The 21827-nt window shown below is 41.6% G+C and carries 22 protein-coding genes; 9 read left to right on the top strand and 13 right to left on the bottom strand.

Annotation, left to right across the window (positions count from 1 at the left end):
* Nucleotides 1-87 precede the first annotated feature (87 nt).
* A complete protein-coding gene (locus N8M93_RS06095) occupies nucleotides 88-513 on the bottom strand; it encodes a MarR family winged helix-turn-helix transcriptional regulator (protein WP_261130368.1) in 426 nt (141 codons plus the stop codon).
* 182 nt (nucleotides 514-695) lie between these two features.
* Between N8M93_RS06095 and N8M93_RS06090 the strand changes: the two genes are divergently transcribed.
* Nucleotides 696-1118 carry a CBS domain-containing protein gene (locus N8M93_RS06090; RefSeq protein ID WP_261130367.1) on the top strand — a complete coding sequence of 141 codons (423 nt, stop codon included), beginning with the start codon at nucleotides 696-698 and terminating at the stop codon, nucleotides 1116-1118.
* A gap of 187 nt (nucleotides 1119-1305) precedes the next feature.
* On the opposite strand, the gene N8M93_RS06085 is transcribed toward N8M93_RS06090, so the two are convergent.
* Nucleotides 1306-2364: an HD-GYP domain-containing protein gene (locus N8M93_RS06085; RefSeq protein WP_261130365.1), complete on the bottom strand. Its 1059-nt coding sequence runs from the start codon at nucleotides 2362-2364 to the stop codon at nucleotides 1306-1308.
* A 647-nt stretch (nucleotides 2365-3011) separates the two neighbouring features.
* Between N8M93_RS06085 and cls the strand changes: the two genes are divergently transcribed.
* Both cls and N8M93_RS06075 read left to right on the top strand, forming a co-directional pair.
* Nucleotides 3012-4514 (top strand): cardiolipin synthase, encoded by a 1503-nt coding sequence (cls, locus tag N8M93_RS06080; protein WP_261130363.1) that lies wholly within the window; start codon nucleotides 3012-3014, stop codon nucleotides 4512-4514.
* A 199-nt stretch (nucleotides 4515-4713) separates the two neighbouring features.
* Nucleotides 4714-4992, top strand: a complete 279-nt coding sequence (locus N8M93_RS06075; RefSeq protein ID WP_261130362.1) for a hypothetical protein — start codon at nucleotides 4714-4716, stop codon at nucleotides 4990-4992.
* 8 nt (nucleotides 4993-5000) lie between these two features.
* Here N8M93_RS06075 and N8M93_RS06070 read toward each other — a convergent pair whose 3' ends face one another.
* The gene (locus N8M93_RS06070) at nucleotides 5001-5855 is read right to left on the bottom strand and encodes a hypothetical protein (protein WP_261130361.1); all 855 of its coding nucleotides are present in this window, start codon (nucleotides 5853-5855) and stop codon (nucleotides 5001-5003) included.
* Between the two features lie 158 nt (nucleotides 5856-6013).
* Here N8M93_RS06070 and N8M93_RS06065 point away from each other — a divergent pair, with 158 nt between their 5' ends.
* Nucleotides 6014-6175 carry a hypothetical protein gene (locus tag N8M93_RS06065; protein WP_261130360.1) on the top strand — a complete coding sequence of 54 codons (162 nt, stop codon included), beginning with the start codon at nucleotides 6014-6016 and terminating at the stop codon, nucleotides 6173-6175.
* 75 nt (nucleotides 6176-6250) lie between these two features.
* On the opposite strand, the gene opp3b is transcribed toward N8M93_RS06065, so the two are convergent.
* Nucleotides 6251-7177 (bottom strand): oligopeptide ABC transporter permease, encoded by a 927-nt coding sequence (gene opp3b / locus N8M93_RS06060; protein ID WP_261130359.1) that lies wholly within the window; start codon nucleotides 7175-7177, stop codon nucleotides 6251-6253.
* Nucleotides 7178-7295: 118 nt separating this feature from the next.
* Between opp3b and N8M93_RS06055 the strand changes: the two genes are divergently transcribed.
* A complete protein-coding gene (locus N8M93_RS06055) occupies nucleotides 7296-7643 on the top strand; it encodes an SgrR family transcriptional regulator (protein WP_261130357.1) in 348 nt (115 codons plus the stop codon).
* 186 nt (nucleotides 7644-7829) lie between these two features.
* Here N8M93_RS06055 and N8M93_RS06050 read toward each other — a convergent pair whose 3' ends face one another.
* Nucleotides 7830-9200, bottom strand: a complete 1371-nt coding sequence (locus N8M93_RS06050; protein WP_261130355.1) for an aldehyde dehydrogenase — start codon at nucleotides 9198-9200, stop codon at nucleotides 7830-7832.
* A 135-nt stretch (nucleotides 9201-9335) separates the two neighbouring features.
* Here N8M93_RS06050 and N8M93_RS06045 point away from each other — a divergent pair, with 135 nt between their 5' ends.
* On the top strand, nucleotides 9336-9791 hold the full coding sequence (locus N8M93_RS06045; protein WP_261130354.1) for a DUF3052 domain-containing protein: 456 nt from the start codon (nucleotides 9336-9338) through the stop codon (nucleotides 9789-9791).
* Between the two features lie 57 nt (nucleotides 9792-9848).
* Here the strand turns inward: N8M93_RS06045 and N8M93_RS06040 are convergent, their stop codons facing one another.
* The 3 genes from N8M93_RS06040 to N8M93_RS06030 are packed head-to-tail and all read right to left on the bottom strand — an operon-like array spanning nucleotide 9849 to nucleotide 12689.
* A complete protein-coding gene (locus N8M93_RS06040) occupies nucleotides 9849-11423 on the bottom strand; it encodes a flotillin family protein (protein WP_261130353.1) in 1575 nt (524 codons plus the stop codon).
* Between the two features lie 24 nt (nucleotides 11424-11447).
* Nucleotides 11448-11990, bottom strand: a complete 543-nt coding sequence (locus N8M93_RS06035; RefSeq protein ID WP_261130351.1) for an NfeD family protein — start codon at nucleotides 11988-11990, stop codon at nucleotides 11448-11450.
* Between the two features lie 9 nt (nucleotides 11991-11999).
* On the bottom strand, nucleotides 12000-12689 hold the full coding sequence (locus tag N8M93_RS06030; RefSeq protein WP_261130349.1) for a PspA/IM30 family protein: 690 nt from the start codon (nucleotides 12687-12689) through the stop codon (nucleotides 12000-12002).
* Nucleotides 12690-12880: 191 nt separating this feature from the next.
* Here N8M93_RS06030 and N8M93_RS06025 point away from each other — a divergent pair, with 191 nt between their 5' ends.
* The 3 genes from N8M93_RS06025 (at nucleotide 12881) to N8M93_RS06015 (ending at nucleotide 15483) form a co-directional block, all read left to right on the top strand.
* Entirely contained in the window at nucleotides 12881-13615 is a 735-nt protein-coding gene (locus N8M93_RS06025) for a Bax inhibitor-1/YccA family protein (RefSeq protein ID WP_261130348.1), read from the top strand.
* 15 nt (nucleotides 13616-13630) lie between these two features.
* Nucleotides 13631-14059, top strand: a complete 429-nt coding sequence (locus N8M93_RS06020; RefSeq protein ID WP_261130346.1) for an ester cyclase — start codon at nucleotides 13631-13633, stop codon at nucleotides 14057-14059.
* 356 nt (nucleotides 14060-14415) lie between these two features.
* Nucleotides 14416-15483 carry an undecaprenyldiphospho-muramoylpentapeptide beta-N-acetylglucosaminyltransferase gene (locus N8M93_RS06015; protein WP_261130344.1) on the top strand — a complete coding sequence of 356 codons (1068 nt, stop codon included), beginning with the start codon at nucleotides 14416-14418 and terminating at the stop codon, nucleotides 15481-15483.
* A gap of 794 nt (nucleotides 15484-16277) precedes the next feature.
* On the opposite strand, the gene N8M93_RS06010 is transcribed toward N8M93_RS06015, so the two are convergent.
* The 5 genes from N8M93_RS06010 to N8M93_RS05990 all read right to left on the bottom strand — a co-directional run bounded on the left by N8M93_RS06010 (nucleotide 16278) and on the right by N8M93_RS05990 (nucleotide 21720).
* Nucleotides 16278-17189 (bottom strand): ABC transporter ATP-binding protein, encoded by a 912-nt coding sequence (locus N8M93_RS06010; protein WP_261130342.1) that lies wholly within the window; start codon nucleotides 17187-17189, stop codon nucleotides 16278-16280.
* A 108-nt stretch (nucleotides 17190-17297) separates the two neighbouring features.
* Entirely contained in the window at nucleotides 17298-18251 is a 954-nt protein-coding gene (locus tag N8M93_RS06005) for an ABC transporter ATP-binding protein (RefSeq protein ID WP_261130341.1), read from the bottom strand.
* Nucleotides 18248-19186, bottom strand: coding sequence for an ABC transporter permease subunit (locus N8M93_RS06000; RefSeq protein WP_261130339.1), 939 nt, complete (start codon nucleotides 19184-19186; stop codon nucleotides 18248-18250). The genes N8M93_RS06005 and N8M93_RS06000 overlap by 4 nt, the downstream gene beginning before the upstream one ends.
* Entirely contained in the window at nucleotides 19183-19995 is an 813-nt protein-coding gene (locus N8M93_RS05995) for an ABC transporter permease subunit (protein WP_261130337.1), read from the bottom strand. The genes N8M93_RS06000 and N8M93_RS05995 overlap by 4 nt, the downstream gene beginning before the upstream one ends.
* A gap of 1101 nt (nucleotides 19996-21096) precedes the next feature.
* Entirely contained in the window at nucleotides 21097-21720 is a 624-nt protein-coding gene (locus tag N8M93_RS05990; RefSeq protein WP_261130336.1) for a DedA family protein, read from the bottom strand.
* Between the last annotated feature and the right edge of the window lie 107 nt (nucleotides 21721-21827).

Genomic DNA, 21827 nt, shown 5'->3' with positions numbered 1-21827 from the left:
TGTTTTCATCATTTTTGAATACACTATCCATATAGGCTGATACAATTGTATGCGAACACATAATAAATTTTTCGTCACAACAATTTTTCAAGAAGACGCTGTTAATTTCGAGAAGAGCTCTACCAGGGTTTTCATTTCATCATCTGATAGGTTTTTGAACTTTTCTTCCATATACGTATGCTTTTTCTTTTCAAGGGAATTGACCAGTTCTTCTCCTTTTTCAGTAAGACTGAGGTAGATCACTCTACGATCATTTTCGGCTCGTTTCCTTCTGACCAAATCCCGTTTTACAAGACGATCCGTGACCGCCGTTATATGACTTGTAGCCACATTGAATTCTTGAGAAAGCATTGAGCTCATGACCTCATTTTTTCCCATGATGAATTTCAAGTAAGTAAATTCAGTGGATGTGCATTCATCACCGAAGAGATCGTTAATTTCTTTCCGGAACATCCGGAATGTCGTGCGGAAACTTTTCTCCAGTTCCCCTATCAATTGCTGTCGCTTATCCATTAAACTACACCTAACAATCTATACGTTTAGTTAACCTTATTAAGTATATCAAATAAAGTCACAAATTTAAACTCTCAGATAATCGTGTACGCATTATTTTAATTATTCATAGCTTCACATTATCAATTCAGACGAATTTATACTATACTGTATATGGAGTTCTGTTTGAAAGGAAGAGTCATATGAATATTGGCTTTTACTTACTGCCGAAAAGTGAAGTGAAATATTTGAACCCTGAGTCGACCATTCGGCAAGCCTTAGAAAAGATGTCTTATCACAAATATACTTCTGTCCCGCTTGTAGATGATGAAGGTAAATATACAGGCACTTTGACAGAAGGAGATCTTCTATGGAAGTTGAAAGAAGATCTTGATGCAGAAGAAGATTATGATGAATTACAAAAGATCAAATTGAAAGATGTACCTATGCGAGTCAAAAACATTCCGATTTCCATCAATGCGAATATGGAAGATCTGATTACGCTGGCTACTGATCAGAACTTCATTCCAATTACGGATGACGATGGGCATTTCATCGGGATCATCCGGCGCAGGGATATCATCAAGTATTGTGCAAGTGTAATATGGGAGAAAAACGAAGCATAAAGCAAAGCGTAATCGCACGTTCAGCACCGAAAGTCACTTGAAGTCCAGGCGAGGAGGCTCTCTCCGCCGCAGCAGGATTGAAGTGATCCAAGTGTTTGGGCGATGGAGCTGGACATTACTTCAACGGACCCATATTTTATGCTTTCTTCAAGTACAAAACAGGCTGACACAAATGTGTCAGCCATTTTTATATCCTTTCAGCAGCAAAGTCTACGATCGATAAGGTCGTCACTTTCTGAAGATCAAGATATCCAGAACTTGCTTTGAGAAGCGGCCGTTGTGGTTCTCCAAAGGGAATGAAAGCGACGATCCCTTCTTCACCTGTGTTAAGGACGACCCTCTTCCCTACATAAAGCTTCATCAAAAACCGTATAAATTCTTTAACGACTGTTCGGTTTATTTTTCCTGCCTCAGCTTCTTTACTCAATTGTTCGATCGCGATGAAAGTGGATCTTCCTTTATGGTAACTCCGTTCTGTACAAATCGCATCATAGATATCCGCAATCGATAGTACCTGGACCAAGAACGGTATTTCATCTGCCATACGGCCATCAGGATAGCCCGTCCCATTCAAACGTTCATGATGGACCAATGCGCCGATTGGGACCATCTTTTCTAATTGAGGAATGCCGCACAATAGTTCATATCCGTATGTTGTATGTAATTTGATTGCTTCATATTCTTCATTATTGAGACGTTCTGGTTTTTGCACGATTGATTGGTGCACTTTCATCTTTCCGATATCATGGAGGACACCCATTTTACCTAGAAGCAAAATTTCTTCATGAGTCAAATTCAGTATCTTACCAATCAAGCCTGCAACCAGTCCGACATTCACACTATGACGATATGTAACTTCATCATAATTCTTGACTTCATAAATAAGGGACACAGCATGTTCTTCATCTTTCAAAACTTCTTCCAATATAACGGAAAACTGATCGAACATCTTCTTCGCATTCGTGTTCTTCCCTACGAGCACATCAGAGAAGAAGTCCCGTATTCTCTTTACCGTTTGATTATACAATTCATGAATATACGTGTTGTTAGAGCTGATTAAATGTTCAGGCGGCACCGGAACATTTAAGGCAGATACCCGATCTCCATCAAAGCACCAATCATATTTTTTCAACATATCGATTTGGCCATGCTTCAAAAGAGTCCCTTCTTTCAAAAGAAGAACCCCTTTTTGTGAATAGATGTCCGCTTTTAATCGTGTACCTACTTCAAGGCTTTTTTGATTCATTAGACATCCCCCATGTCTAAAATCTATTCTGACCCAAATACATATCAATAATTTCTTTTAGCTGTTATCGAAAACTTTGTTGCTCTTGCACTTAAAGAAAGTAAAAATACTTTCTTCAGTATAAGGGCAACTAAGGCTCGACCTACAAAAGGCTTGGTCTCGCCAAGTTTTCTATAAAAGTCGTTGATTTCCGCTCCAGGATGCTCGCTTTCCGCGGGGCGTGCGGTGAGCCAACTCGTCGCCTTGCGACCCTTTTCAAGGAAGCATTTGTGCTCCTGCGTCTACAAGAAAGTCCTGTCAAAGCGAGCTTCCTCGTCGCATGCCTTGCGAGGAGATCATTCAGGTAGTAGGCACGCTGATCCCGCAGGACAAGGAAAGGTTCGTCAGCGTTACATCGCACGAAGAAAATGCGATTTTCATTTTCGAGGAGTCTCGCACCTTGCTCTCCAATCAACTTGCACAAGGTGATTTTTTAAAAATAGCTCAAAAGCAACTATCATTTAGGAAAAAGTGTTTCTTTTAAATGTAAATTATGTTTTTATTATACAATTAATATCGGTCATCTTCTATCTTCTTTTAACCTCATCGTTTCTACACGTATTTTTAAGGGTACTATAAAGAATATTCACTTTGAGAGGAAAGTTTTGATGAAACGGATCAGACAATTTTTTTTATGCCTAATCATGATCATTTGTGTCGGAATCTTCATATCGGTAAAGCAACCGGCAGACATTAAACTAATGGCAGGAATCGTTTATCTGAGTATCGCATTATCGGTCTGTTATGTGTTGATGCTTGAAAACCGTTCTCCCTATAAAACCCTTTTGTGGATGTATGCGATTCTGTTCATCCCGATCATTGGGTACATTTTTTTCATTTATTCAGGTCAGCTTGAAGTAAAAGGACATTTATTCAAAGAAAAACGGTTGGATAACTACAAACAAGCTCAAAAAATGCAGATTGAAAACAAAACCTCTGAGAGATGGACACACCTGCATGAATCAGAAAGGGAATTCTCCAAACTGATCACTACTCTAAGTGATCAGACCATCAGTTTTCATTCCAATACGGAAGTACTTCGTAATGGTGATGAAAAATTCCCCCGATTGTTAGCTGAACTGAGGAATGCGAAAGACTACATCCATATGGAATATTATATTTTTCGATCGGATGATATCGGAAGACAGATCATAGATGTTTTGTGTGAGAAAGCTGCTGATGGGGTTGAGGTCCGCTTCATTTATGACGGGATCGGAAGCCTCAAGATTTCAGATCGTGATGTCTCCCGATTGAAAGAGGCTGGGGTACAGGTTCATAGCTTTCTTCCGATCAGGAAGGGGTTTTTCAATCAAAAATTCAATTTCAGGAACCACCGGAAAATCGTCGTCATCGATAATCATATTGGTTTTGTGGGAGGGTTGAATGTAGGGAATGAATATCTGGGGAAAGACGAGAAATTCGGATACTGGCGTGATACACATCTCATTGTAAAAGGGGAAGCGTTACGGGATTTGCAACGTGTCTTCCTTCTGGATTGGAGCTATGTCAATGATGAATCGTTATTTGTAGAACGATATTTGGCGATGGACTCAAGTGAAGAAAGTGGCGGAGTCCAGGTCGTTCCGAGTGGACCTGATACTTCCCAGGGCGTAATGAGCTATTTATACTACAGCATGATCACTTTTGCGCAAAAATCAGTATGGATCACTACACCATACTTCATACCGAGTAAGGAGATTCGTACCGCCCTCCTCATCGCTGCTATTAAAGGGATCGATGTCAGATTGATGGTTCCTGAGACGAACGATAGCTTTTTGACACAATATGCAACGCGTTCCTATTTCAGTGAGCTTTTGCGATACGGGGTTAAGGTTTATTTGTATCAGAAGGGGTTCCATCACCAAAAAACAATCATTGTCGATGGGAATTATGCTACTCTCGGAACAGCGAATGTAGATTTGCGTAGCTTCCATCTTAATTTTGAAGTCAATGTGTTCATGTTCCGAACCCCGACAATTGCAACACTCGTTTCACAGTATGAAGAGGATCTGAATGACAGTTTGGAAGTGAATATGGAAACACATAAAAACCGAGGACTGTTCCTCAGGACGAAAGAATCTTTCTCCAGATTGTTCTCTCCGGTTCTTTAAATATCAGGCTGACTTTAGAGTCGGCCTTTTTTATGGGTTGATTTATTAAGGCGATTGTGTCCGGTGTTGGCGTGTCCAGAAAAGAGCTGTTTCGGGACACTCGAGCAAGTAGATAATAGAGAGTAAAAACCAGTTATTATGAAAAAATCCATTCCGTACATACTAATCGAAAGATGATTGTATTGGAGGATGTTTGGCTATGGGATGGATTTTTCCAATTGGTTTTTGGGTGATCGGTACGCTTGTTGCAGCAAGCCCTGGTGTTCTTTTTCGATTAGTGGAGAAGGAAAAAGAAATTTTACGAGAAGAAGCAGAAGAAACGAGGTTTAGTGATCATTTAGCTTCCGTATTTTTCACCGTGGAAGAAAAGCTGATCAGCTCAATTCCTTGGTGGTATTTTACATTGATCTGTTCTATTTTGGCGGTTTTCCTTTTCACATTCGGTTTCATCGCATTAAGTTTCGTCTTAACCTGGTAGACCACGGACTACTCATGATCTTTAAGCAGCGTATCAATATCCACGGTCCAGCGACTGGTCAAACTATCTCTTTCCAACCTCATGACAGCATAATGTTTATCCAGTCCTCTTCTACCGCTTGTCAATACTTCAACGGAGTATTCAGTTACAAGTAAAGTGGAGGGTTCTTTTTCTGATAATGGTTTATTTGGATGTACAAAGAATAACTTTTTCAATTTTTTCTTTTTAACAGGATGGCTAACTGTTTTGTTGATGATCTTAAAATCCTCTTGATTGATAGCATGGATGAAAATGGTTGCCAATTCATCACTTGTCGCTTTTTCAATGTAACTGTCCAGTTTTCCTGAAGCTTTCAAAATCATCAGTTGGTGTGATGGATCTTCTTTCCTCGATTTATGGGTCGTACTGTTCGGGAGATGAATGCAGAAGTGACCTGGAAAATTATTTGCCAATGCGCCTGCACCATGAGGCATCCCATGCATGGATGCTGGAATCATATCGGAACCATTTCGAATGAATATCGCTCTTCTTTTCCAGCTCCATTTTCCATCATAAATCTGCTTCATGATTGCGGTATCTGTTGTAGTAAGCGGTTGGACATCGGCATGGTGTTTCCCCGCTCTTCTTTGCACTGTAAAAAACAATCCTGTTTCCATGTCAACAATTTCAAATATACTATTTTTCGGAAAAATCGCATCCGTTTCTTCCCATGTCTTCCACTCGATCCTTTCCGGCAAATGAGTACCATCATCAAAAATCGAGGGCAGGTTCTCAACTTTGATTCCTTTCGCATAGATCTCTTCCATTGGAAAAAGACTCGTTAAAAGTCCACAAATTGCAACAATTAGAAAGCTTCGTCTCATTTCATGTTCTCCGTTCATCATTATTTCGTTCCTTTATTATTGTGGCTTTGAACCATTTCACTCTATAACAGGTAATTTTTGTACTCTAAGGATTTGATTTACCAGTATCAGAAGGACCATCTAGATGGGAAAGCTAAGCATAATAAGGAGTGATGATAATGAAAAACAAGAAAAAACGATTGGTGGAAATCGAGCACCCTTATATAAGAGAAATCGAAGAACACACAGAACACCCTGGTGTAGACGAAGAACGAAATGGCGACCTTGTCCAACACGTATCTGATGAGGAAAACCTACAAGCTGAACAAGCCCAGGGTTAAATTAAAGGGGCAGTCCAATAAGTGCCGACTCTCTACATGAGGGTCTGGTTTGCTTTTGGAAGCCCCTTAAAAAGATTAGCTTTTATCGCCAAGTCTGATCCTTGGGTCAATCAACCCATATGCAAAATCGACAATCAAGATCATAGCTATGAACAAAAAGGAATAGAACAATGTCGTACCCATGATTACTGGGTAATCGTTCATAGTAATTGATCGTACAAACTGTTCCCCAAGACCTGGTACAGAAAAGATTCGTTCAATGACAAGGGTTCCTGTCATAATACCGACGAGCATTGGCCCAAGAACGGTAATGAGCGGGATAAGCGCATTACGAACTGCATGGAACACTATGACGTTAGCTGAACTTACCCCTTTCGCTTTTGATAACACGATATAATCCTGACTCAACACTTCTAAAAGTTCCGTCCTCATGAATCTCGCTGTTACTGCCATCGGAAAGATCATAAGCGCTATTGTAGGAAGAATCGTATACTCGAATCCTTCCCAAAACGCCACTGGTAGCCATTGTAGTTTTACTCCTACATAGTATTGAAGCAGGCCAGCAAAAACGAAACTTGGAATGGAGATACCGATTACTGAAAGTAAGGTCGATGAGTAGTCTAAATAAGAATTATGCCTTACTGCTGCAATGATTCCAAGAACCATCCCTAACAAACTTCCAAAAAACATCGACTGAAAACCAAGCTGAGCAGAAGGACCAATTCTCTGAAGGATCAAATCCGTGACTTTCCTTCCTTCAAATTGAAAGGAAATCCCCAGGTCTCCCTGCACAAGATTTGTCATGTACTTTACATACTGCAAAGGGATAGGATCATTCAAATTATATTTTTCGAGAATGATCACCTCTTGTTCAGCAGTCAATTTCGCCTGGTTACTTAAAGGAGAACCTGGCATCAGTTTCATCAAGAAAAACGTTGCAGAAGCAATGACGAATAAAGTGATGAGTAAGTACAAAAACCGCTTAAAAAAATATGTTTTCATTGAAACAACCCTCTTTTTTCTGACTTTTTTGATATTTTAAAGTATAATGGAAAGTAGAATATGGAAAAAAGTGAAAATTTTGTTGGGAGTTGTTCCCCTTTTTCAAGGAGGTGCCGTGATGAAATACGGAATATATTATTTGCAGCTATGCGATCTTTTCACAGCTGAAGAATTCGTTGAAGTTCCTTTAAAACGTCTAGCTGATGAGTGGAAAATTACAACTCGTTATGCGAAGAAAATCGTCGGGGAATTACATAAACAAAAGTTCATTGAATGGAATCCAGGAATCGGTCGTGGAAACCTATCTAAGTTACGCCTCTTATACAGCAAGAATGATATCGTAATCGGTTTAGCGAAAGAACATATTCGGAAGAAAAAAATCCAGGAAGCTTTCACGGTCATCAATACACATGCCCCTGAGGTCAAAGAAAACTTTGTGGACTGGCTGTCTGACCCATCTTTATAAGTCCATAGGCTGAGCCAATAGTTCCTCGAAAAAGCAGTTGCTTTTCCTTCGTGCTGTGTATTGCTTCCGAAGCCACCAGCTTGTGCACTTATACTTTCTTTAAGTATAAAAAAACTCAAATGTCCGGATGGAACAAATTTGAGTAATTCTTTGGCACCATCACATGAGAATGGAAAACGTTTTGATTTATTTCAACAGCTTTTTCATGATTTTCAGTCCATGCTTGTTCGATGGGTATCGGAAGTCAATGTCAAACCGGTTCGTCTGCTTCACAATACTTTTTTGATGAGAAAAAGCATCAAAACTTGCTTTACCATGATAACTTCCAGTCCCACTTTCACCAACACCGCCGAAAGGTAAATAAGGTGATGCGACATGAACCAACGTGTCGTTGATACAACCCCCTCCAAAAGATAAGCTACCCATGACATGACCCTGCTGTTCATCTGATTCTGAAAACATATAAAGAGCTAAAGGCTTCGGATATTTACGGACAGCATGGATGACTTGATCAATTGATTCATATTCCATAACCGGCAAGATAGGGCCGAATATTTCTTCTTGCATGACCGGATCAGACCAGCCTTCTTGATCGATTAACGTAGGTTCGATCACCAAAGAACTTTCATCTTTCTTACCGCCTGTTATGATCTGTCCATCCTCAAGATATCGGCTTAGCCTTTTGAAATGTTTCATATTCACGATATGCGTTATTTCAGGATTCTCAAGCGGGTTTGCACCATAGAATTCATCGATGTATTTTTTAATTTTGGTTATCAGTTCAGCCTTCACTTCTTTGTGAACAAATAAATAATCTGGTGCAATACATGTTTGGCCAGCATTTGTGAATTTTCCCCATACAATCCTTTTGGCTGCAAGTTTAAGATTCGCACTTTCATCAACGATTGCAGGACTTTTTCCACCGAGTTCCAAAGTCACGGGAATCAATTTTTTAGAAGCTGCTTCCATGACGATTTTTCCGACATTCACGCTTCCAGTAAAGAAAATTTTATCGAAGTCTTGTTCCAGCAGCTGCTGGCTTACTTCCGCCCCACCTTCCACAACTGCTACATAATGCTCCTCATATATTTCTCCTATCAGTTTCGAAATGACCTCAGAGACAGCGGGTGTCAGCTCTGATGGTTTGAGAATCGCGCAATTGCCTGCCGCAATCGCTCCGACTAAAGGAGAAATTTGCAGCTGAAAAGGATAATTCCAAGGAGCGATGATTAAACCTACTCCGAAAGGCTCTGATTGAATATAACTTTTAGAGCCGAAATGTGTGGCTGCTGTTTTTACCCGTACAGGCTTTGCCCATTTTTTCAGGTGCTTGAGAGTGAAACTGATTTCTTTTAGTAACATCCCTATCTCTGATGAATAGGCTTCAAATTCGGATTTGTTGAGGTCTTTTTTTAATGCACCTAAGATATCTTTCTCGTATTTGTCGATTGCCTTTCTTAATTTCTCAAGCTGTCGGATGCGGAAATCGACGGACTTCGTTTCTCCTGAGAAAAAATAAGTTCGTTGCAGCTGAAAGATTTCTTGAATTGTTGGCATGGTTGCCGGCCTCCATTTACTAGTTCCAATACTTGAACAAAATGTATCGTATCTAAAATGTATACGATACGTTTGTGTTTTTCAAAATTTTAGGTAGACTAAAGACATTACATAGATGTACAAAGGAGGTCCGTCATGCATCCCTTATTGAAAAAGCTGAATTATAAAAACCAACCTGATGCCTGGATAATCAAAGCGCCTGCAGAGTTTGAAGAAACCATGAAGGAAATAGCAGATGAAGTGACGATCATGGAAGATTTGAAAGCTGGGAGCAAAATTCACTTTGTTCTTGTTTTCACGTATACAAAGGCAGATGTAGGTCCATTTATAAGAGAACTCCTGCCCCAGCTGGAAGAGGATGCCGTTGTCTGGTTCGCCTATCCGAAGAAATCGTCTAAAAAGTATACATCCGACTTGACGAGAGATACAGGATGGCAGCCGTTAGGTGATGCTGGTTTCGAAGCTGTCAGGCAAGTTGCGGTCAACGAAGATTGGTCCGCACTCCGTTTCCGTCACGTAGACTATATCAAATCGTTGACACGGAATAAGAAGCTCGCGATGACTGAGAAGGGAAAGAATCGGAAAATCTGATGTTTCTTGGTCCGGCCAAAAGTTTAGGGATGATCCGTACGGATCATCCCCTTATTGTTAATTCTCGCTCTTTACATATTCTTTTCCTGGTTTTGCCTCGTTTTCATTGGTAGGGAGACCGTCCCTTTTACGGGTGATCTCTCTAGTCAAATCATCAACGCTTGATCGGACATTCCCTTTTCCAGAGAAGTTTTCGATCAATTCCTTAACGTCCAAACCAGAAGAAGCCTTCAACGACTCTTGTAGTGTAGACATCAAATTCGTGGCATAGCCCGTTACCTTGTTCGCTCCTCCGCCTTCACCACTGCCAGTATCGACCACTGTAATTTTATCAATATTACCCAATGGACTTGCAATCTCTTTCGCATAGGAAGGAAGCATGTTAATGATCATATCGAGCATAGCTGCTTGACCATATTGTTCAAAGGCTTCTGCAATTTTCTGTTTCGCTTCTGCTTCTGCAAGACCCTTCAGACGAATGACTTCAGCTGATGATTCACCCTGGGCTCGTTCTGCGTCCGCCTTTGCGATACCGTCGATACGGATTTTTTCTGCTTCTGCTCTCGCCATTGATTCAATGCGATATTGCTCTGCATCTGCTGAAGCGATCTGTTTCCGTTTGTCTGCTTCTGCGGATTGTTCAACAGCATATCGATCTGCATCCGCCTTCTTTTTGACTTCGGAATCATATTGCTTCTCACGACGGGCGATTTCTTTTTCTTCGAGTTCGATCTGCTTTTGTCGCTCGATGATTTTGATTTGCATCTGATGCTCTGTAACCTCTTGCATCGATCTTGCTTCTTCTAAGTGATAAGCCTGGTCGGCACGTGCTTTTGCACGGTCCTGCTCTTCACGATATTCCGCTATTTTCAACTGATTGATTTTTTCTGCTTCAGCTACCTCAGTTGCACGTTCAAGCTCCGATTTCTTCGCATCCTTATCTGCTTCTGCACGTTTGATACGCGTTTCCTTTTCTGCTTCCGCAGTTGCGATATCCGCATCCCGTTTCACCTGAGCGATCCGCGGCTTACCGAGTGACTCAAGGTATCCATTTTTATCACGGACATCTTTGATTGTGAAGGAGACGATGTTCAGCCCCATTTTCGCAAGATCTTGAGAAGCAACACGCTGCACTTCCTGCGAGAACTTTTCACGGTTCTTATAAATTTCTTCGACCGTCATCGAACCGAGAATAGAACGTAAGTGTCCCTCTAGAACTTCACGCGCTTCATTTTCACGGTCACTTTTGGTTTTACCTAAAAATTGTTCAGCAGCCGTTGCGATTTCGCCGATCGATCCGCCGATTTTGATGATCGCTGTACCGTCAGCCATGACCGGCACACCCTGCTCTGTGTAGACTTCTGGTGTCTGTACATCAATTTTACTAGAAAGGAGACTTAATGATTCAGCTTGTTGGAAAACAGGAAGCACGAATGTACCGCCCCCGCGGACGATCTTGATTTTATTACCGGCTTCATCAATGTTGACGTTCCTCGATCCGAGGTAACTTCCTGTGACGATCAATGCTTCATCAGGTCCCGCTGTACGGTATTTTGAAACGAACACCCCGATTAAAGCAATCAATAAAAATGCTACGACCCCAATGACAATGAAAAGTGGACTTAGACCCATATGATCCTCCCTGAATATGAATTGTTACACGTTGAAGGTATCTTGTTCGTATCGGGTAACGTGCAGAACCCCATCTTTGGTGTCGATGATGAGAATATCAGATCCAGCCTCGATTGGTTCGTTTTCCAGACTTACCGCAGACTTAGCGATATTTCCACTGTTCCCGCTGATCAATACCTCACCATAACCATCAGCAGGAATGGAAATGATGACTTTTCCAATCCGGCCTTGTAAATCTTCTATCGCATACGTATTGGATTCCTCCGCAGAAGAGAGTGGAATCAAAACGAATACGTTCAACAAAGTAACGAATAAGAATGCTAAAAGTGCAGAAACGACCAGGATGATCCAGCTGTTCATTCCAGTCATGATTTCAAGCAAGTATCCGGATGCACTGAAGATGGTGAGGAAAGAAAGAATCAATGTCGGATTGAAGAACGTCTCTGACAAGACCTCGAAAATCCCTTCCAAAACATCGCTCATTAATATATAAATAAGCGTTAAACATCCTCCGATGATGAGTCCATAGAGATAAAGCGTCTCTATGGGATATCCAAATAACTCCATATGAAGCCCCTATTCGCTTGTTCCATTTGATTGATTAGCAATTCGTTCTTTCAATAAACGCAGTTCTTCGTCCACACTGCTTTTCATCTCCACTTCCTTCAATTCGGTGTCCAACGTTCGGCTTGATAGGTTAAGGTCCTCACTTGTTTCTGCTTCAGCTTCAAACCTTAACACCTTCTCTTCCATTCGTTTGAAGCCGTTTTTTGAACCTTCGCTATTGTGCATAGCCATGGAGCGGTTGATGTTTGTGCGTGCTTTAGCAGACTGGGCACGGGATTTCAATGTGGCTTTCTTCATTTCCATATCACGAAATTCAGATTTCATTTCAGTCAGCTTTTCTTTGAGGTCTGCAGCAGTTTTAGTAGCCTCGATGTAGAGGTGCTCCAATTGTTCTGCTTCTTTCTGAAGACGCGATTTATCTTCGAGTGCTCTTCTCGCCAAATCTTCATTGTCTTCTTGAAGTGCAAGGATTGCCTGCGCTTCACGATTCTTGACCATCGATTGGGCTTCTTCCCATTTCATCTTCAGCAGTTTTTCTTCCGCCATGATCTTTGCAGTCGCTTTCTCTGCCTCCTGGATGTCCGAAGCCATCTCACGTAAATACTGCTCCACCATTTTGATCGGGTCTTCTGCCTTGTCGATCAGGCTGTTCAATTCCGAATTGACGACTGTCTTCACCCGTTTAAAAAGCTCAAACATCTACATCCCCCCATTTGCTTGAATTTGATCAGTACTCTCATTTATACTCACTCTTTATTACGGTTACTTTCGTGGAAAGTTTCATATATTTGTAAAAAATGTTTTTACATTACAGGTTGTATAAGACGGCACATTACTTTGAATATGTTAAGCTTTGTATCAATGGGTAGATTTCTATTTGAGGTGATGATATGCGCAGTTCGAATCCGAGTTTGAATGATAAAACGTTCAGTAGATTTCGAGGAATTGCGTCATCGGGTAATGCGATGACCATCGGGGGCTCCGTAAACAAGACTTTCATTTTGCTTGTGGTGCTAATGGGCAGTGCCTTCTATTCCTGGAATGAGTATTTTTCAGGCCACATGGTACAACACTTATTATGGATCGGGGTGTTAGGCGGACTTGTGATGGCATTGATCACTGCTTTTGTTCCGAGAATTTCCCCTTTCACCGCTCCTGCTTATGCTCTGTTAGAGGGGCTGGCGATCGGTGCTTTATCCGCAATCTATGAATCTCAATTCAGCGGCATCACGTTGCAGGCTGCTCTCCTTACGATCAGTACGTTATTAGCAATGCTGCTTTTATATAAGACAGGCGTCATAAAAGTGACGAGGAATTTCAGAATAGGAGTCATATCTGCGACTATGGGAATTTTCTTTGTTTACTTGATTGATATCATCTTGAGGTTTTTCGGAATGAATATTCCATTTCTACATGAAACAGGCATGATGGGAATCCTCATTTCATTAGTCATCGTCGGAGTGGCTGCCCTGAACCTGGTTTTGGATTTTGATTTCATTGAGGCAGGTGCCAGACAACAGGTACCGAAATATATGGAGTGGTATGCTGGATTTGGGCTGTTGGTCACGCTAGTCTGGCTGTATATTGAAATGTTGAGGCTGTTATCGAAAATCAGAAGAAATTGATATAGGGGGCTTGTAATGGGGAATTTGAGAGTTGAGCATGCGAAAGCGTGGTTCCACGATGTATTTGGAAGAGGCGATTTGGATCGGTTGGATGAAATTGCAGTGGATGCAGTGACAGTGAAAACTGCCGGGCGCCATTCAGTCGGAAAACAGGAGTTCATCCAATTTCTGGACTGGTACCGGTCGACGTTTACAAACAGTGAATGGGAATTGCACGATATCATCGTTGGAGATGAAAAAGTCGTCATCCGGTACACTGGAACGAGTACCTATGCTGGGGGCTGGCTTGAGTTGCCTACGCGTGACGAACCTGTCAAGGAAACAGGTGTATTGATTTTCGCATTCGAAGGGGATCTGATCAGAAAAATATGGTGCGAATTGAGCGATCTCGAGGTTTACAGTGATCTAGGCGGTCTGGCTCATATCAAAAACCCGCAAAGCTGAAATGGGTTGGATTTGTCTGTATCATCAGGCGAGAATCCTACCTTTGATGAAGACTGAGTGAGAATTATGCGTAGTAGGGTTGACCGTGTTTTAGCAGGTCAACCCCTATTTATGCTGTTGTACAAACGAATAAAACAACAGTCTGTCAAAATTGATATACATATGTGGGATGAAACACGAACACAATCCATATATAATAAAGGCAGTGCTCTATTCAACGGTGCCTGGCACTGATTAAGAAGCCCTGCTACCATTGAATTCCTGATCGGTGCCTGGCACACTTCGAAACATCTTGGGAGAGTAAGCCTCCATTTCGGTGCCTGGTACGGAAGCAGTTTAATTAAAGGATGATGTAAATGAAGCGTATATTGTTAACGGGGGGCGGTTCGACTGGCCACGTCGCTGTCAATCTCGCCTTGATCCCTCATTTGAAACGTAATAATTGGGAAATCCATTATATCGGATCGCACAATGGAATTGAACGTGAATTGATCGAACATCTCCCTGATGTGACGTATTATCCGATATCAACTGGAAAACTGCGGAGATACTTCGATATCAATAACTTTAAAGATCCGTTCCGGGTAATCAAAGGGATCGGTCAGGCGTACCGGATCATCCGGAAGGTGAAGCCGAGTATCGTCTTCTCTAAAGGAGGCTTCGTTTCAGTTCCTGTAATCCTTGCCTCCCGCCTTACGAAAACGCCAGTGATTTCTCACGAGTCTGATATGAGTCCGGGACTAGCGAATAAAATCTCAATGCCATTCGCTTCAAAGGTATGTGTGACATTCCCGGAAACACTCAAACACCTCCCTGAAGACAAAGGAATTTTACTAGGGTCGATTGTTCGAGAAGAATTGCGTACAGGTTCCAAACGGAAAGGGCTACATTTCTGTGATTTCACTGAATCCAAGCCAGTCATCCTCGTGATGGGAGGAAGCCAGGGAGCTAAGCGGCTGAATGAGGCTGTAAGAAATCTTGTACCGACATTGACTGAAAAATATCAAATCGTCCATCTCTGCGGGAAAGGGAAAGTCGACGAGACAATCCATGTTCATGGATATAAGCAGTTTGAGTATATAAAAGATGAGTTGCCTGACATTCTTGCAATGACGAATCTGGTCGTCACACGAGCTGGCTCAAACTCAATCTATGAATTTCTAGATCTCGAGATTCCGATGATTCTTGTACCACTTCCTCTCAGCCAGAGCCGTGGTGATCAGATCCAAAATGCGGAGTCTTTTAAAAAGCAAGGCTTTGCTGAAGTGATTCAAGAAGAAGACGTCACTGATGAATCTCTTCATCAATTAATAGAGAAAACATACAATGAACGTGACCAATATAAAAGAAATATGCAGCGGAGCGAGCAAAGCAATCCATTGGAGAAGCTCTACGGCCTGCTGGAAAAATACAGTAAATACTGAAATGAACCAGGCTGTCCCATTAGTGTCTGAGCCTCTCGTACTTAACAACATTTTGAGATAAATAGTTTTTTGAAACAAAATGTTGTTTTGGAGGTTAATGACACTTTTTTGGGACAGTGTTTTATTTTTATCATAAGAGGAATGTATTAATATCTCCTCTTTAATTTAGGCTGTTTTCTAAAAGATTGTTGCTTTTGAGTCATTTTAAAATCACCTTGTGCAAGTTGATTGGAGAGCAAGGTGCGAGACTCCTGCGGGAACAGCGTGCCTACTACCTGAATGATCTCCTCGCAAGGCATGCGACGAGGAAGCTCGCTTCGACAGGACTTTCTTGTAGACGCAGGAGCACAAATGCTTCCTTGAAAAGGGTCGCAAGGCGACGAGTGGCTCACCGCACGCCCCGCGGAAAGCGAGCATCCTGGAGCAGAAATCAACAACTTTCAAGAGCCACAAAGTTTGCGAAAAGAGCCTTAATCTATCAACAAGACGATGGCTACAAACCGATGGAAGGAGAATACAAATGGCGATCAAAAAACTGATCAAAGCTTTTATCCTGAAAAAAGGATATAACATGGCAAGAAGGCATCTCATTCCAATGGCGAAAAAAGAATGGAAGAAACGACGGAGAAGATAGATGCTTACGAATCGCTTCCGCTTTCCATTTGCCTGTGGAAAGGGAGCGAAACTCGGTGTAATCGTAAAAATGAACGGAACCAAACTAAAAGATGATAGGACCAAAGACAGAAGGACTGTCTCACCAATATTTTGGTGTGTCAGTCCTTGTTTTGATCGAACTAGTTTATAGAGCTGACTTCGAAATTCTTGATTTCAATGACATTCGAAGCAACATAATGCTCATTGCCGATATTGATCAGATGAGGAGGATGTGGTGATGCAGAAGGGACGATGACTTTCTCCTGGATCACATCCCGTTGAGTCGGATCGTTTCTTGGAATGGATGAGAGGAGAGACTTCGTATAAGGATGGACAGGATTCCTGTAAATTTCCTCTTTTCCGGCAATTTCCAACATATGTCCTCCATTCAATATACCTACCCGATCGCTCATATGATGTACTACGTTTAAATCATGGGAAATGAAAATGGAGGTCAGATTGTATTCTTTCTGTAAATCCTTTAACAGGTTCAATATTTGTGCCTGCACAGAAACGTCTAATGCTGAAACAGGTTCATCAGCAATGATCAGTTTAGGATTCAAGATCAGTGCACGGGCGATTGCTATCCTTTGTCTTTGACCTCCTGAGAACTCATGGATTGTTTTATGATAGGCACTTTTAGGAAGACCTACATTATCTAGCATCTGAAAAGCTCTCTGCGTTCTTTCCCTTTGTGAAAACATCTTCTGTATGGCGAGTGGCTCTTCGATGATTTCCCCTACTTTCAATCGAGGACTAAGAGATTCATAGGGATTTTGAAAAATCATCTGGAAATCCTTCCTCATATCCCTCAATTTTTTACCGGTCAATCTAGTCAGATCAATTCCAGTAAACTTGATAGAACCATAGTCAGGAGCCAGGAGACGAATGATCGTTCTCCCAAGAGTCGTTTTACCAGAACCTGACTCCCCTACGATACCTAACGTCTCACCTTCGTATACATTGAAAGTTACCCCTTCAATCGCCTTCTTTATGCTTCTGCCATCTTGAAAAGAAGTAGAAAGATTTTGGACTTCAACTAATGGTTTCATGCCTTCAACACCTCCGACCTTTCATAAAGAAAACTTGGTAAAGCCAAGCCTATGGCGCAGGCTGAGCTTTAGTTGCGCTTATATTGAAAAAACTATTTTATACTTTCTTTAAATGTCAAAGAACCTGACATGATGACCAGGTTCAACTTCAATCAAGGTTGAAGGTGAATGATACACCTTTTCATCAGTCGAAAACGTTTCCGGTGCAAATTTCCGTTCTCCATAGCCAAGTTGCAAGCTGACGGCATCCCTTATCGTCTGCAAATGCTCTTTAGGCTCTTCTATTTTCGGGATACTCTCCATCAATCCTTTCGTATAGGGATGGATGGGATTTTTGAAAAGCGTGAATACATCAGCTGATTCGACGATTTTACCACCGAACATCACCAATACTCGATCCGCATATTCTGCCACTAACCCGAAATCATGAGTGATCAGGAGGAGAGACGTAGCAGTCGTTTTCTTATATTCGTTCATTAAGTCAAGAATCTGTTTTTGTATCGTGACATCTAGTGCAGTTGTGGGTTCATCAGCAATGATCAGCTGTGGTTTGCAAGAAATCGCCATTGCAATGAGAGCCCGTTGTTTCATACCGCCGGAAAGCTGACCAGGGTATTGATCGAACACTTCTGTCGGGTTGTTGAATCCTACCTCTGTCAATAAACGCAGAGCCTCCCGTCTGAGTTCTTTGCGATTCATCAGCCGATGATAAACGAGGCCCTCTGTAATCTGTTTTCCGACTTTCATAGATGGATTCAATGATACAGAAGCATCCTGGAAAATCATCGATATCTCTTTCCCCCGGATTTTTTGTAATTCTTTATCTGGCAGTGCTAATAAATCCTTGTCACTATAGAAAATTCGGCCCTTACGGATACTTCCGTTAGCTGGTAAAAGCCCCAGGATAGAGAGGGAGGTCACACTTTTTCCGGATCCAGATTCTCCGATCAGCGCAACCGTTTCACCTTTATCGATTGAAAAGCTGACATCATCGATTGCGATGAATTCATCCTTTTCAGAGCCAAAAGCGACACTCAAATTTTGAACTTCCAGGAGCTTCATATCCCTCTCCCCCTCTCTTTGTGTTTCATCGCATTCTGCATGCCATTGATGATCAGGTTCATTGAGAAAATAGTCAATGAAAAGAAAGCTAAAGGTATAAGGACGACATGTGGACTATGTACGATTTCTTGAAAATTGTTGCCGATAAGACCTGACCATTCACCAGACAGCGAGACGAATACCTTGTGTGTGCTTAATAAATCCCCATCCAGGATCGTTTTGACCCCTCCAAGGAAAATCAATAAAACACCCAGATGTGCAAGCAGAATCATTACCTGAATAATTTGTTGGGCTGTCACCAATAAGAAGCGGCTGGCCATCTCTGGCAGTACGTGTTTGACATATACATATCGATGCTTCGCCCCAAGAGACAAAGTGCTGACAATGTGTTCCTTCCTTGTGATCATTGACATATCCTTTGAAAAAACCGATATGAGTGGCGGAACCCCGATCAAGATCAATATGATGCTCTGGATCAATACGATTTCAAAGAAACTGGTCCCTTCCTGCGCTTGTTTTACCGCTAATGGAGCCATCAGCAAATACCCTAATATTGAAGCTGGTACAAAAAGGGTGGATTCGATGATATCTTCAAACATAGGACGTAGTTTTTTGTTGTATTGATGGTAAAAAATCGCCAGCACACCGGCGACGATAACCCGTATTAATGCAATCGCAATTGTGATCAACAATGTATACTTGGCACCACTGATTACCAGGCTAAGCAAGTTCCTGCCGAATCGATCCGTTCCGAACGGAGGAACCTGTGATGGCGAAAAAGGAGCAACATCAACCAGCTTACCATCTTTATAAAGATATTTGACTTCCTCTGGAGGTTCAGAAAATAACGGATATACAAGACTCAACCCTAGCAATGACAATACGAGTAAGGCACCAATCAAAAACTGAGGTTGTTTCCATAAGACCTTGCTCATACGTTTCCCTCACCTCGATCACCAGTGGCTCTATCAATCATCGCTTGAGCTGCTTCGAACAATAATAAGAAAGGAATTGTGATCATGATCGTGCTTATAATAAACACAAAAATATTCGGGCTAAGCATGATCCTCATCAATCCGTGGATGTTGAAAACATATTCCATGATAAATAGATTCGATAGCATGAAGACGAAGATCGTTTTGAAATAGAGGAACAGATTGAATATAACGTTTCTGAACACATGTCGGAGCAATATGTAATAATCACCAAGACCCATTGATTTTGCAACGTTGACGTAGGCTTTATCCTTCTCTTCTTCTAGCAAAAGGAAAGTGATTTTGAATAACTGGATGGTAGGCAGGACTGATAGGACCAAAATCGGGAGCAGATAAATTTTATCATCATAGACCACCGTCACATTACTGATGAGCCAGCCTGTTTTCTGGTAGATATAAACGATCAACAATTGCAAGGAGAGTACAATGAACAAATCAGGAATGGATTCGAACAAGGTTAATATCCCGTAGACCATCCTCTTTAGAAAACGCGGCAACAAAGTGGTGCAAAATGTAAACAAAATAGCAAAAACCAGGCCGAGTATCAACGCGCCCAAAAAAATCGTCATCGAATAAGCGTACTTGTCAAAAATACCAGGAAACAGATCATATGTTTTTCCATTGAATGTGTAGGATTGGAGATTGATCGTCTGGTCAAAACCATAAATAAAACTCGGTAAAAAACCGATGAAAAGGATGCCGATTATAATCGATTTCAATCGTTTAAAATAAACCCCCAATGACAACACCTATTTGTCCCCCTTCATACTCTGGAGTTGCCCATCTCTAATATCACAAATTTTGTTAATATTTTGAAATCATCGTAACAATAAAAAAGAATAATGTAAACAAAATCAATCTTTGAGAAAAGCTCTTTTTTAAAGAGTGTTGCTTTTGGGTCATTTTGGTAATAAGGACTGTCCAAAAAGAAAAGTGTCAGACACCTCCAAAACAACATTTTGAATCAAAACCACAATTATTCGTAAAATGTTGTGAAATTTGGAGAGAGTCAGACACTTTTTGGACAACTTCCCTTAGGTAAAGAGGAGAAAGTATGTTGAGTGACCTACCAAAAACGTTTATCTCTACAACTAGCACCAAAACGCTGCAATTTTACAATTATCTCTAAAACTCTGAATTTATCTCTACAACTCCGAATTTATCTCTAAATTGATGAAGATGAAGCCGCCATCTACGCTGGTGAGGTAGAGAGCCATCAAGGGCAATCTGTCGTTCCGCAGGTTTTCCTTTTCCAGTTGGTGATTGTCCACAATCTATTGAAAGTGGCGGGGATCCGTTCCGCCACCCCCAATGATTCTGATTCAACGAAAAAGCAACGAAGGAAAACGAACACCATTTTCCTCGTTGCTTTTTCATTTTAGGGACTTATTGGACAGCCTCTGGAGAGCAAGGTACGAGACTCCTTCGGGATCAGTGGGACAGGTGAGACCCCGCATTCAGAAATGTGATGTTTAGCTCAGCGACCAGTCACTTGGATCACTTCAAACTTTCTTGCAGCGGTCGATACATTGATCGACATCCTTATGAGTGAGGCCACGCAGAACCAAGTCTTTGTTAGGTTCGAGACTCCTCGTCAGTCCTCCAGTGACCGGCGTGACTAAGTGGGTCGCTTCCGCTTTTCTTATGCCCGCGGAAAGAGAGCACCTGAAGCAGAAATCAACGACTCTTAAAGAAAACTTGGCGAGACCAAGCCTTTTGTAGGTCGAGCCTTAGTTGCCCTTATACTGAAGAAAGTATTTTATATTTTCTTTAAGTGCAAGTGCAACAACGTTTGCGAAAACAGCCTTTAGTAAAAAGCCTAAAAAAAGACGACCTCCAAGACCATCGATTTATTGAGAATTATTCTTCTTTTTCCTTTTATGTTGCACGTACCAGGCAATAAACAGGATGGCACCGATGCCAAGTACGATATAGATTGTTTTCGAATAAAGCTTTACATACTGGATGATACCTGTCCAATTGTCACCGAGTGCAGCCCCAATGCTTACAAGGAGGATATTCCAAATGATCGTTCCGAGTGTTGTGAGAACGATGAAAAAGACAAATGGCATGTTCGACATACCTGCAGGGATGGAAATGACACTTCGTAAAAATGGCATCATCCTTCCAAAGAAAACCGTCCATTTTCCATAACGATCGAACCAGTCATCTGCACGTCTTACATCCTTCTTTTTCACTCGGAGAATGTGTCCCCAGCGATCAATCATTTTTTCTAAATTTTCAACATCCAGAAGCAATCCAACGCCATAAAGCACGATAGCCCCAAATACCGATCCGGCAGTCGAGGCTAAGATGACACCGATGATGTGCAGGTCTGTGGTTGTCGTGACGAACCCACTGAACGGCAGCACCACCTCAGAAGGGATCGGGGGAAAAAGATTTTCCAAAGCCATTATAAGGAAGATGCCAAAATACCCATAATGCTCAATGAACTCTGTATACCAACTCTCCATCACATGCTCCTTTAAACGAACTTCAACTCCATTTATCTTCTTATCATACTTCCCCTACCGCGAAAATTCAAAACAATAAGTGCACTGGTGCCTGGCACCGATTCAGA

This window comes from Bacillus sp. Marseille-Q3570, from assembly GCF_946151055.1.
GTDB lineage: Bacteria > Bacillota > Bacilli > Bacillales > Fictibacillaceae > Pseudalkalibacillus.
The sequence above is the reverse complement of the archived record's forward strand: the minus strand, read 5'-3'. Positions and strand labels throughout refer to the sequence as shown.